Source organism: Kribbella rubisoli (assembly GCF_004217145.1).
Lineage (GTDB): Bacteria > Actinomycetota > Actinomycetes > Propionibacteriales > Kribbellaceae > Kribbella > Kribbella rubisoli.
Genome location: NZ_SHKR01000017.1, coordinates 307,271 through 319,317 on the forward strand (window position 1 = coordinate 307,271; position 12,047 = coordinate 319,317).

General features: G+C 68.1%; 13 protein-coding genes and 2 tRNA genes. 12 read left to right on the forward strand and 3 right to left on the reverse strand.

The features are described from left to right. Positions 1-27: 27 nt before the first annotated feature. On the forward strand, positions 28-861 hold the full coding sequence (locus EV645_RS36950) for a class I SAM-dependent methyltransferase (protein ID WP_198682111.1): 834 nt from the start codon (positions 28-30) through the stop codon (positions 859-861). Here EV645_RS36950 and EV645_RS36955 read toward each other — a convergent pair. From EV645_RS36955 to EV645_RS36965, 3 genes are read right to left on the reverse strand one after another with little or no spacing between them, the layout of a single operon-like run. After that, complete coding sequence (locus tag EV645_RS36955; RefSeq protein ID WP_130449046.1) at positions 848-1,042, reverse strand: hypothetical protein; 195 nt, start codon at positions 1,040-1,042, stop codon at positions 848-850. The two genes, EV645_RS36950 and EV645_RS36955, sit on opposite strands and share 14 nt — an antisense overlap. Positions 1,043-1,051: 9 nt before the next feature. Then, complete coding sequence (locus EV645_RS36960; RefSeq protein WP_130449048.1) at positions 1,052-1,903, reverse strand: 3-methyladenine DNA glycosylase; 852 nt, start codon at positions 1,901-1,903, stop codon at positions 1,052-1,054. Further along, positions 1,900-2,376, reverse strand: coding sequence for a GNAT family N-acetyltransferase (locus tag EV645_RS36965; RefSeq protein WP_242000891.1), 477 nt, complete (start codon positions 2,374-2,376; stop codon positions 1,900-1,902). Before EV645_RS36965 ends, EV645_RS36960 begins: the two co-directional genes overlap by 4 nt. 41 nt (positions 2,377-2,417) lie before the next feature. Between EV645_RS36965 and EV645_RS36970 the strand changes: the two genes are divergently transcribed. From EV645_RS36970 to EV645_RS37020, 11 genes are all read left to right on the forward strand, one after another. Beyond that, a complete protein-coding gene (locus EV645_RS36970) occupies positions 2,418-3,206 on the forward strand; it encodes a fumarylacetoacetate hydrolase family protein (protein WP_130449052.1) in 789 nt (262 codons plus the stop codon). Then, the gene (gltX, locus tag EV645_RS36975) at positions 3,199-4,728 is read left to right on the forward strand and encodes a glutamate--tRNA ligase (protein WP_242000892.1); all 1,530 of its coding nucleotides are present in this window, start codon (positions 3,199-3,201) and stop codon (positions 4,726-4,728) included. Before EV645_RS36970 ends, gltX begins: the two co-directional genes overlap by 8 nt. After that, on the forward strand, positions 4,725-5,612 hold the full coding sequence (locus tag EV645_RS36980) for a CPBP family intramembrane glutamic endopeptidase (protein WP_130449054.1): 888 nt from the start codon (positions 4,725-4,727) through the stop codon (positions 5,610-5,612). Before gltX ends, EV645_RS36980 begins: the two co-directional genes overlap by 4 nt. A 118-nt stretch (positions 5,613-5,730) precedes the next feature. Then, positions 5,731-5,802, forward strand: a tRNA-Gln gene (locus EV645_RS36985). 78 nt (positions 5,803-5,880) lie between these two features. Next, a tRNA-Glu gene (locus EV645_RS36990) sits at positions 5,881-5,956 on the forward strand. Between the two features lie 122 nt (positions 5,957-6,078). Further along, complete coding sequence (locus tag EV645_RS36995) at positions 6,079-7,395, forward strand: ABC transporter substrate-binding protein (RefSeq protein WP_157997243.1); 1,317 nt, start codon at positions 6,079-6,081, stop codon at positions 7,393-7,395. Beyond that, positions 7,392-8,255: a carbohydrate ABC transporter permease gene (locus EV645_RS37000; protein WP_198682112.1), complete on the forward strand. Its 864-nt coding sequence runs from the start codon at positions 7,392-7,394 to the stop codon at positions 8,253-8,255. The genes EV645_RS36995 and EV645_RS37000 overlap by 4 nt, the downstream gene beginning before the upstream one ends. Then, on the forward strand, positions 8,252-9,067 hold the full coding sequence (locus tag EV645_RS37005) for a carbohydrate ABC transporter permease (protein ID WP_130449060.1): 816 nt from the start codon (positions 8,252-8,254) through the stop codon (positions 9,065-9,067). Before EV645_RS37000 ends, EV645_RS37005 begins: the two co-directional genes overlap by 4 nt. A gap of 7 nt (positions 9,068-9,074) precedes the next feature. Further along, entirely contained in the window at positions 9,075-9,971 is an 897-nt protein-coding gene (locus EV645_RS37010; protein WP_130449062.1) for a nucleoside hydrolase, read from the forward strand. Continuing rightward, entirely contained in the window at positions 9,943-10,935 is a 993-nt protein-coding gene (locus EV645_RS37015) for a LacI family DNA-binding transcriptional regulator (protein WP_130449064.1), read from the forward strand. The genes EV645_RS37010 and EV645_RS37015 overlap by 29 nt, the downstream gene beginning before the upstream one ends. 46 nt (positions 10,936-10,981) lie before the next feature. Further along, the gene (locus EV645_RS37020; protein WP_130449066.1) at positions 10,982-12,046 is read left to right on the forward strand and encodes a hypothetical protein; all 1,065 of its coding nucleotides are present in this window, start codon (positions 10,982-10,984) and stop codon (positions 12,044-12,046) included. Position 12,047 lies beyond the last annotated feature (1 nt).

The following is a 12,047-nucleotide window of genomic DNA, read 5'->3' on the forward strand; positions in this document are numbered from 1 at the left end:
GACCTACCTGTGGGCAGACTGCTGCTTGTGACTCTCGACGCGCAGACGCTGGAGATGGTGGCCGCCAACGAAGCCGACTGGGACGCCCGGGCGCCGCTGCACGCGGCGAGCGACTTCTACGACCGGCCCGCGGAGTTCTGGTTCGCCGATTACGAGTGGGAGGATCTCGGGCCGCTCGAGGGTCGCGACGTACTGCATCTCCAGTGTCATCTGGGCACCGAGACGATCGCTTTCGCGCGCCGGGGCGCTCGGACCAGTGGGCTCGATCTGTCGAGTGAGTCCCTGGAGGCGGCGCGACGGATCGCTGATGACGCGGGCGTCGAGGTCGACTACGTGCACGCGAACGTCTACGACGCCGTCGATGCGGTCCAGGGCAAACAGTTCGACATCGTCTACACCGGCAAGGGCGCGCTCTGCTACCTCCCTGACCTGAAGGAGTGGGCCGAGGTCGTCCGCGAACTCCTCAAGCCTGGTGGCGCTCTCTACCTCGTCGAGTTCCACCCGCTGTTGAACTCACTCCGCGAGGTCTCCCTCCCCGGCGAGTCCGACGAACTGGTCCTTCGCGCCGACTACCTCGAAGGCCGCGGCCCGATCGCCCACGACTCCACCGTCACCTACACCGGCGACGAGGTCCCCGGCCGTCAGACCAGCTACGAGTGGCGGCACGGCCTCGGCGAAATCACGACCACGCTCGCGGGCGCCGGCTTCCACCTCACGAGCCTGCGCGAGTCCGAAGTACTGCCGTGGCCGCGCTGGTCGACGATGGAGCAGACACCCGAAGGCTGGTGGCGCCTGCCGGACGACGCCCCGCGCATTCCGCTTCTGTTCGCCCTGAAGGCGACCAGGGTCAGCGCTTCCTAGTGCCGCGGAAGGCGACGTAGATCAGGGCCACGCCGAACGCGGCGACGATCGGGCCGACCGTTGCCCAGACGGTGCTGCCGGTCATCGAGCTGCCCTTGACGTAGCCGAGGCCTTGCAGGGTCCAGACGCCGCCGATCGCGATGAGCAGTGCGGCGATGGCGATGGCGACGATCTTTCCCATGGGGCGAGGTTATCCGAGGAGCGCGTCGCAAAGGGTCACGAGTTGGCGGCGGAGCGGGCGGGCGCGATCGGCGAAGTTCCGCTGGGCGGCTGTGTACTCGGCTTTGCCCTCGGGGGTCTCGATGCGGACGGGGGCGTAGCCGAGCGGGGCCAGGTCGTACGGCGACGCCTGCATGTCGAGCGTGCGGATGTCGCGGGCGAGCTCGAAGCAGTCCAGCAGCAATGAGCTCGGTGTGAAGGGCATGAGCTTGGACGCCCATTTGTAGAGGTCCATGTTGGCGTGCAGACAGCCGCCTTGCTCCAACGCCGGCTGAGACTCGCGTGTCGGCTGCAACACATTGAGCGGTCGCGCGGACGTCGTGAAGAAGCGGAAGGCGTCGAAGTGCGAGCAGGCGACCTTGTGCGACTCGACGACCTGGTCGGTGCCCTCGGCCCCTAACCGCAGCGGCCACTTCTCATGCCGTACGTCGGATGTCCGGTAGACCATCGCCCACTCGTGCAGGCCGAAACAGCCGAACTGCGGTTGCCGATCCAGCGTCGAGGCGAGCAGCCGGCGGATCCACGTGATGTTGTCTGTACGGCGCGTGATCTCCGCCGGGTCGAGAGAGGCCGTCCCGTCCACAACGACGTAGCCGCGACGATCGGCGTACTCCGATGCGTCGAGCAACCGCACGCCCGGTCCGGGGTGCCAGACGCGGAGCTGGTTCGGGCGGGTGGAGTAATAGGTGAAGAGGAAATCCTCGACCGGGTGCGCCTCACGACGCTCGCGGCGCTCGAGATGGCCGGCCACCAAGGCTTCGACACGACGAACGTGGCCCTCGGCGTACGACGACCACTCGGCAAAGGAAAGCGTGGTGGTCATAGGTCGAGAGTGAACGCGTACAGATCGAGGCCTGGGATGGGCGCCCAGTCACGTTCGGGAAGACGGGTGAAGCCGAGGCGTTCGTAGATGCGGTGGGCTGTGGTCATGTAGGTGGCGCTGCTCAGAACCACGCGCCGGAGGCCCAGTTCGCGCGACCGTTCTATACAGCGCTCGGTCAGCGCCGTACCGATGCCTTGTCCACGAGCCCTTCCGGCAACGCCGAGCATGCGGAACTCGCCCTCGTCGTCGCGGCCGATCTCGCGGTAGACAGAGCCGACCGGGCAATAGGTCACCGTGCCGAGCAGGCCCTCGCCGTCCACCGCGACCCACAGCTCGGCCTTGGCGGCGCGGTCGGCGGCAGCGCGGAGCGTCATCGCGTACTGCCCGCGGACGAACCCGTCGTGCGAGTACGCCTCCACGGTCAGCTCACCGACAGCGTCGTACTCCGAGGGAAGCGCCAGGCGAATAGTCACCAGCTAACTGTCTCATCACGCACCCCCGGTAGGCTCGGCCCGTGCGTATTGCCAGATTCTCTGTGGACGACGAGCCGAAGTACGGCGTGGTCGAGACCGATGACCCCGAAGGACTCGTCGGGACGGTCAACGTTCTCGACTCGGACCCGCTCTACCGCCCGGTGCAGTTCACCGGCGAGCGGTTGCAGCTCGCCGACGTCCGGCTGCTCGCGCCGGTCATCCCGCGTAGCAAGGTGGTCTGCGTCGGCCGCAACTACGCGGCGCATGCCCAGGAGCTCGGCAACGACGTACCCGAGCAGCCGCTGATCTTCCTGAAGCCGAACACCAGCGTGATCGGCCCGCGGGACGGCATCGTCTACCCCGAGCAGACCAGCGACCTGAACTTCGAGGGTGAACTGGCGATCGTCATCGGCCGGATCTGCCGCGACCTGCCCAGGGAGCGGGCCAACGAGGTGATCTTCGGCTACACGGTCGCCAACGACGTCACCGCGCGCGACCTGCAGAAGACCGACGGGCAGTGGGCCCGGGCCAAGGGGTACGACACGTTCTGCCCGCTCGGTCCGTGGATCAGCACCGAGCTCGACGCGTCCGACCTGCGGGTCACCACGGAGCTGAACGGCGAGCCCAAGCAGGACGGGCGGACGTCGCAGTTCATCTTCGACATCCCCGACGTGCTGGCCTACATCACCTCGTTCACCACGCTGCTGCCCGGCGACGTGGTGCTCACCGGCACCCCGGCCGGGGTCGGCCCGATGCTGCCCGGCGACGAGGTCTCGGTCACCGTCGAAGGCCTCGGAACTCTGACCAACAAGGTGATCGTGCGTGACTGACCACCTCGACAGCGACGTGCTCGGAGACCTCGAGCCGAGCAAGGTCCGAGTGCGCTTCCCACCGTCGCCGACCGGCCTGCTGACCGTCGGCAACATCCGCAGCGCGCTGTTCAACTGGGCCTTCGCCCACCACTACGGCGGCAAGCTGGTGCTGCGGATCGAGGACACCGACACCGCCCGCAACACCGAGGAGGGCTACCAGTACACGTACGACTCGCTGCGCTGGCTCGGCCTCACCTGGGACGAAGGTCCCGGGGCCGGCGGCGACTACGGGCCGTACCTGCAGTCCGAGCGCATGGACGTGTACGCCGATGTAGTCGCCAAGCTGCTGGCCGCGAACAAGGCGTACCACTGCTATTGCTCGCAGGAGGAGCTCGACCAGCGCCGCGAGGCCGCCCGCACCGCCGGCGAGCACAGCGGGTACGACGGTCACTGCCGCAACCTGACGCCCGAGCAGATCCAGGCGTACGTCGAGGAAGGGCGCCGCCCCGTGGTGCGGCTGCTGATGCCGGACCGCCCGATCGTGTTCGACGACCTCGTCCGCGGCGAGATCACGTTCCTCCCCGAGAACCTCGGCGACTACGTCCTGGTCCGCGCGAACGGCTACCCGCTCTACCCGCTGGTGAACCCGGTCGACGACGCGCTGATGGAGATCAGCCACGTCCTGCGCGGCGAGGACCTGCTCTCGTCGACGCCGCGGCAGATCGCGCTGTACGAGGCGCTGGCCGAGATCGGGGTCGGCAACGGCCGGACGCCACGGTTCGGGCACCTGCCGTTCGTGATGGGCGAGGGCAACAAGAAGCTGTCCAAGCGCGACCCGGGCTCCGGCCTCGGCGAGTACATGCAGCGCGGCTTCCTGCCCGAGGGCCTGCTGAACTACCTGGCGCTGCTCGGCTGGTCGATCGCCGACGACCGCGACGTGTTCACGATGGACGAGATGGTCAAGGCCTTCGACGTCCGCAAGGTGAACTCGAACGCGGCCCGGTTCGACCCCAAGAAGTGCGAGGCGATCAACGCGGCGCACATGCGGATGCTGCCGCCGGAGGACTTCGCCCAGCGGACGATCCCCTTCCTGGCCGGCGCGGGCGTGCTCCCGGCGGAGCCTTCGCCGGACCAGCTCGCGACGCTGCAGGCCGCCGTACCGCTGGTGCAGGAGCGGATGAACATGTTGTCCGAGTCGGTCGACATGCTCGGGTTCCTGTTCGTCGACGAGCACGCCTTCACGATCGACCCGGACGCCGCCGCGAAGGTGCTGACCGGTGACGCCGGCGCCGTACTCGATGCCTCGGCCAAGGCGCTCGGCGATTGCGAGTGGACGACCGAGGCGATCGAGGCGGCGCTGCGGGCGTCGCTGATCGACGGTCTCGGGCTGAAGCCGAAGAACGCGTTCGGCCCGGTCCGGGTGGCGATCTCCGGTCGCCGGATCTCGCCGCCGCTGTTCGAGTCGCTCGAGTTGCTCGGCCGGGAGAAGTCCCTGCGCCGGCTCGAGCAGGCCCGGCGTACGACGTCATCCCCGTCATGAGCGAGCTGAGCCCGCGGACGCCGTACGAGCGGCTGCTGCGTAATCCCGACGCCCCGCGCGGGTACGTCGTGCTAGGCGCGCTGACGATCCTGGTCGGCTGGATGGTCGCCAGCGTGATCATCCTCGGCATCCAGCAGGCGATCCGGAAGGATCCCGAGGGCACGCTGTCCTGGTTCGGCCTGCTCGCGACGAACCTGACGCTGATCGTGCTGATCCCACTCAGCATGCTCGTCGCCCGCAAGCTCAACCGGCAGGCGCCGGGGCTGCTGTCATCGGTGGCCGGCGGGTTGCGCTGGCGGCCGCTGGCCTGGTTTGCCCTCGCGGCGATCGTGATCGAGTTGCTCGCGCTCGCCGTCGTCCAGTTCGGCGACATCCAGCTCGCCACCGGCGAGCGGCACAGCGGTGGAGCGGCGCCGGATGCGATCGCGGTCATCGTCGTCACCCTGTTCACGTCGACGTTCCAGGCCGCGGGCGAGGAGTACTACTTCCGCGGGTACCTGCTGCAGGCGATGGGCGCGCTGGTTCGCAGTACGGCGATCGTCGTCGTGGTGACCGCGCTGCTGTTCACGGCGGCCCACGGGATCTGGCCGTGGCAGAGTCCGGCGCTGTTCGTGGACCGGCTCGCGTTCGGGCTGGTCGCGGCGGTGCTCGTCGTACGCACCGGTGGCCTGGAGGCGTCGATCTCGGCGCACGCGGCCAACAACGTGGTGACCTTCATCTTCGCGGCGCTGACCGACACCGTCGGTGCGAGCCTCGGCGTGAAGGATGCGCCGTGGTCGCTGGTGACGGTCGACGTGGTGAAGTTCGTCGCGTTCGGAGCGGTCGCGCTGGTGATCGCGCGCCGGCTCGGACTGACCGCCGACAACCGCAAGAGTCTGGTGTGACGGGAGTGACAACGCGCCGGAGGGGGCCCGTTTTGGTGTCCGGTCCCAGCCTCGGGTAAGCTCTCCGAGCCGGGTTGGTGAGGGCGGAAACAAACTCCCAGCGACGGTGAAATGCCTTTGGGGTATGGGGTAATTGGCAGCCCGTCTGATTCTGGTTCAGTTAGTCTAGGTTCGAGTCCTAGTACCCCAGCGGATTGGACCGCACCGATGAGAATCGGTAGAGTTCAACCTCGTTGCCCGGACCGCAAGGTCCGGCTGACAACACTCTGGCCCCGTTGTGTAGCGGCCTAGCACGCCGCCCTCTCAAGGCGGTAGCGCGGGTTCGAATCCCGTCGGGGCTACCAGAGAACAAGGCCCCCGTCCTCACGGACGGGGGCCTTCGTGCGTTCCCACCCAACTGCTGGACAACGCAAGATCTAACCGCTTAGAGTCTAAGCGCTTAGACCACTCCTGAAAGGGGATCGCCGTGCAGCGGAAGCTCTTCGTCGTCCCTGCTGCCGTGCTTGCGGCCGCATTGCTTGTCGCCGGCTGTGGGTCGTCGGGGTCGTCGGGGTCGGCCGGTGCGCCGGCCGCGGCTGACTCCGGTCCGGCGAGCGGGACCATCACGTTCACCGGCACCGACAACGCCGAGACCTACCAACCGGTGATCAAGGCCTTCGAGGCGAAGAATCCGGGGATCAAGGTCGCCTACACCCAGATCCCGTTCGACCAGTTCAACGCGACGATGCAGCAGCGGCTGAGCGCGAAGGACAGCGGCATCGACGTGTACACGGTCGACGAGCCGCGGGTCTCGCAGCTCGCCGCCAAGGGATTCCTCACAGATCTCAGCGACCTCGACGACCAGGTGAAGACGAAGGTCAGCGCCGCGGCGTACAAGACCAACCACTTCCGCGACAAGCTGTGGTCGTTGCCGATGTGGAACTCGACGCAGTTCCTCTTCTACAACAAGACCGCGCTCGCGAAGGCGAAGGTGCCGCCGCCGACCGCGGACCCGCAGCAGCGCTGGACCTGGGAGCAGGTCGAGGCGGCCGGCCGCAAGGCGATGCAGTCGGGCGGCGCGAAGTACGGCCTGTTCATGGAGCAGCCCGAGGCGTACTACCAGCTGCAGCCGCTGGCCGAGTCGCTCGGCGGCGGCTCCGGGATCGAAGGCGACGACGCGCTCACCCCGGCGGTCGAGACCGACGGCTGGAAGAAGGCCATGCAGTGGTACGGCGCTACCTTCGCGAGCGGACTGTCTCCGCGCGGGATCGGCGGCTTCCAGACCGGACCGGTGTTCTCCAACGGTCAGGTGGCGTTCTTCGTCGGCGGTCCGTGGGACCTGAAGATCTTCGGCAGCTCGAAGATCGACTGGGGCGTCGCGCCGCTGCCGTACTTCCAGGGCGGTAAGCCGGTCACGCCGACCGGGTCGTGGTCGCTCGGCATCAACCCGGCGTCGAAGCAGCAGGGAATGGCGCGGAAGTTCCTCGAGTTCGCGACGCTCGATGCCACCGGCAATCTGGCCACGACCAGTACGACGACGATCATCCCGGCCAACCTCGAGGCGCAGAAGCAGTACACCCCGAAGATGGACGCGTTCTCCGGTGCGAAGACGGCCGGCGCCGCGGCGATCACGGCGTACGAGAGTGAGCACACGGCGGTGTCGCGGCCGGTGAGTGTCGGGTACATCCAGTTCGAGGAAGTCATGGGCAAGGCGTTCGCCGACATCCGCAACGGCACCAACCCCGACACCCGGCTGCAGGAGGCGACCCGCCAGCTCACCGACGCCTGGAAGTCCATCAAGTGAAGAGACGTGGGCAAGGGCTGATCGCCCTTGCCTTCCTCGCACCGGCGCTGCTGTGCCTCGCCGTACTGCGGATCGTGCCGGCGATCTCGGCCGTGGTCGAGAGCTTCTACACGGAGAGTCTGCTGCGCGGCGGGCGGGTGTTCGCGGGGCTGGGCAACTACACGGACCTGCTGTCGAATCAGGACTTCCGGCAGTCGGTCGGCGTGACGCTGCTCTTCACCGTCTTGGTCAACCCGATCCAGGTGGTCGTCTCGTTCCTGCTGGCGGTCCTGTTCACGCAGAAGGCCGCCGGCGCGAGGCTCTGGCGCACGCTGGTCATCCTGCCGATAGCCACCCCGCCTGCGGTGTCGGCAGTGATCTGGAGCGTCATCTACCGGCCGGACGGCCTCGCGAACGGCGTACTCGAGCGGCTCGGTCTGCCCGCGCAGCCGTTCCTGACGTCGTCCGGCCAGGTGCTGCCGTCGCTGATCGTGCTGCTGTCGTGGATCGGCGTCGGCTACTGGATGCTCTTCCTGATCGCGGGCATCCAGGAGGTCCCGGTCGAGGTCCGCGAGGCGGCGCTGCTCGACGGCGCGAGTGCGTGGCGGCGGATGGTGTCGGTCATCCTCCCGCTGGTACGACGGCCGCTGGCGTTCGTGCTTGTCGCTGACACGGTCTCCAACCTGCTCGTGTTCGCGCCGGTCCAGATCCTCACCAAGGGCGGCCCGAACGGCAACAGCAACCTGTTGATGTACGACGTCTACACCCGCGCGTACGCGATCGGCGACATCCACGTCGCGCAGGCCGAGGTCGTCATCCTGGTCGCACTGACGCTGGCGATCGTGGCGGGGCAGTTCCGGTTGCTGCGAGGTGACCAGTGAAGCGCGCGAGCCTGTCGGTTCTCGGGGGCGTCATCGGCATCCTGTTCTTCCTGCCGCTGCTGTGGGTGCTGACCAATTCGTTGCGGCCGGGCTCGGAGACGTTCGCGCATCTGACGCTGTCGTGGCAGACGTTCTTCGAGCTGAAGCCGACCTTGCACAACTACTCGGCCTTGCTGAGCAGCGATGTCGGTCGCGCGACGCTCAACTCGATCGTGGTCAGCGCGGCCACGGTCGTCATCGGCCTCGCGGTCTGCGCGTCGGCGGCGTTCGGGCTGGCGGCGTTCGAGTACCGCGGCCGCGGGCTGGTGTTCGGCATCGTCGTACTGAGCTTCCTGGTGCCGTTCGACGCGATCGCGATCCCGCTGTCGACGATGTTCCGCGACTGGCACCTGACCAATACGTTCACCGGCCTGGTGCTGCCGGGGATCGGCAACGGGATGGCGATCTTTCTGCTGCGGCAGTTCTTCCTCGGCATCCCGGCCGAACTTGTCGAGGCCGGCCGGCTCGACGGGCTGGGCTGGTTCGGCGTCTTCCGCTGGATCTACCTGCCGCTGTCGCGACCCGCGCTGATCGGCGCAGGGCTCATGCTGTTCCTGTTCCAATGGCAGTCGTACGTCTGGCCGCTGCTGATCGGGACCGACGCCAAGCACATCCTCGGCCCGGTGGCCCTGTCCAACCTGCAAGGTCAGAACTTCGCCGACTACGGTCTCGTGTTCGCGGGCGCCGTCGTACTCACCGTCATCCCGCTGGTGGTCATTGCCGGCTTCCAGCGGTACTTCGTCCAGTCCGTGTCGAGCACGGGCCTGAAATAGGGAGACCATGCACCAGCTCATCCTGGATACCGATATCGGCTCCGACGTCGACGACGCGATGGCGCTCGCCCAACTCCTGGGCAGCCCGGACGTCGAGCTGCTCGAGGTCCACACCGTGTACGGCGACACCCGGCTGCGCGCGCAGCTCGCCCACCGGTACGCCGCGCTGGCCGGCCAGGACATCGACGTCGTACCGGGTGTGGCCCAGCCGTTGTCGGGCCGGGAGGTGTGGTGGGCCGGGCATGAGGGGTCGTTACACGAAGGGCTCTCCGCCGAGGTCGTCGGTAGCGGCAGCGCGCCGGAGCGCCTGGTGGCGCGGTTGAAGGAGCGCCCGGGAGAGATCGACGTCGCGGCGATCGGGCCGCTGACGAATCTCGCGGCGGCACTGGAGCGCGAACCGGAGGCCGCTGGATGGATCAGGCATCTGTGGGTGATGGGCGGGTCGTTCGGCGACGACGTGTCGGAGCACAACTTCAAGTCCGATGACGTGGCCGCGCAGGCCGTGCTCAACGCCGGGATCCCGACGACGATCACCGGGCTGGAGATCACGCGGCAGGTGACGATCGGCGCCGAGTTGCTGGAGAGGATTCGCCAGGCAGGTCCACTCGGCCAGGCGCTCGGGGCGGATATCGAGCAATGGTGGGCCTACTGGAACGAGACGTGGAACGTGCCGCATGACCCGGTGGCGGTTCTCGCGCTGAGCCGCCCGGAACTGTTCAGCTTCTCCGAGGCCGGCCGGGTGACCGTCGCTGCCGGCGGGCACAGCACTTTCACGCCGGATCCCCAAGGGACTGTCCGAACCGTCACCGGTGTGCGCGCCGACGAAGTAGCTGAGGAGATCACCGCCCGGATCGTGGCGGCATACGCTGCTGACCATGGGGAGATCGATGGCGACGGCTCGTGATGTCGCGGAGCGGGCCGGTACGTCGACCGCGGTCGTCAGCTATGTCTTCAACAACGGGCCCCGGCCTGTCTCGGCGGACACCCGCCGGCGCGTGCTGGAAGCCGCGGCGGAGCTGGACTACCGGCCCAACATCCTCGCCCGAGCGCTGAGCGCGGGCCGAACGTACTCGCTCGGTCTGCTGATCCCGCAGATCCGCAACCCGTACTTCGCCACACTCGCCGAGCATCTGGAGAACTTCGCGCGGCAGCACGATCACCTGCTCCTCATCGGTGACTCGGCGGGCGATCCGGAGCAGGAGTCCGCGCACATCGGCTCGTTCATCGAGCGCAAGGTCGACGGCGTCGTACTCGTCTCGCTGCTGGTCGAGCCCGCGATCCAGCGGTTCGCTGCGGCCGGCGTACCCGTTGTTGCGCTGCATCCCGTGCCTGAGGGCGTGACGGTGTCGACGCTCTCGATCGACTACGTCGCGGCCGCCGAGGCATCGACGGATCACCTGCTCTCACACGGCTACCGCACCCTCGGCGTCGTCACGGGCCCAGAAGATTCACCTGGTACGTCGGAACACCGGCGCGGGATCGAGCGGGCGCTGGACAAGCACCCGCGGGCATCGGCGCGGTACGTCGCCAGCCCGGTGTCGCGCTTCGCCGCGCGCGACGCCGTACAGCCGTGGTTCAAGCAGAAGCGGCCGCCGCGGGCGATCTACTGCTCCACCGACGAGCAGGCGTTCGGCGTACTGTTCGCGGCTTGGGAGGCCGGGCTGCGAGTGCCGGAAGACGTTGCGGTGATGGGGTTCGACGGGACCAGCGAGTGCACGGTGACGGTCCCGCCGCTGGCCAGCGTGCGCCAGCCGATCGAGGAGACCGCACGCAGCGCCGTCGAACTGCTGCTCGATCGCACGAACACCCAGGCCGCCCGCCACGTCCTCGACTACGCGTTGGTTCCGAGTACGTCCTGCGGTTGTTGAACCACCCGTTGGGCGGAGTTCATTCTGCGAGTGGAAGATCCGCCGAGTGGCAGAGGTACCGGTTTCGAAGACAGCAGCGCAGTTCGTCGATGCGTGGGAGGCAGCGGTCCGCGAGCGGCTGCGGGAGACTCCGCCGGACCGGCGCGACCGGCGGGTGCTGCTCGGTCCTTACTTCTCGCCGGAGAAGCACACGGATGGTGTGCTCGGTGTCGGATTCGACGATGCGGAGAGGCTGCAGAAGCTGGGTCGCAGCACGGGTTGGCGCCGGTCCCGCGGTTGGCCGACCGGTGAAGAGATCTCCGAGGTGCAGCGGCTCGGCGTCGGCCTGACCCGTGAGCTCAGCGCGGGTGTCGGGCGTGGAGCCGACCGTGAACTCCGGGACCGGCAGGACCGAGCCGAGAACCGCCTGAGCGTGGACATGAACCGTCCGGGCTCGCAGTTGGCCGACGCCATCGGTACGGCGGTCGCGCGATTCCACTACGGGCATGTGGTCACGCAGCTTGTGAGCCGGCAGACGATCTCTCAGGATGTCGAGCGGGCACTCCGCAGCGGCAACGGCTGGGCGCAGCACACCCCGAACGAGGGCCTGGTGGTCGCGTTCGCGAACAACCTCGACCCGGTGGAGCACCGGAGCCCCGGAGACGGCCGGCTGCTGGATCGGGTGCACGCCTCCGATGGACTGGACAAGGCCAGGGTCGCGGCCGAGATCCTGGTCAACAGGTCGCCGGTGCTTCAGAAGGCGGACAACGACGTACGGACTGCGGCCGCCGATCGGCTTACCTCGGTGATCGGCGACCAATTGGCCACGGCGATGAAGGAGCTCGACGAATCGAGGGAGTCGCTGCCGGCCCGCCTGGACCGGGGCGACGTACTCGGCCGCCGCATCGGCGAGGACACCCAGCGCGCGCTTATCCGTCTCGAGAACGAGGCTGCGCCCGCACCGGTGGACAACGAGGCGGCGCGGACTGCTGACGTCGCGACGGCTTCGCGGCTGGCGAGTGAAGGTGTGGCCGGCGCGGTCGCGACCACGCCCGGCTCGGCCGGCACCGACTCGTCCAGGAACGCGGCCGATCGCGTCGCCGCCGCCGAGCGGGGCAACGCGATCGGCTAGT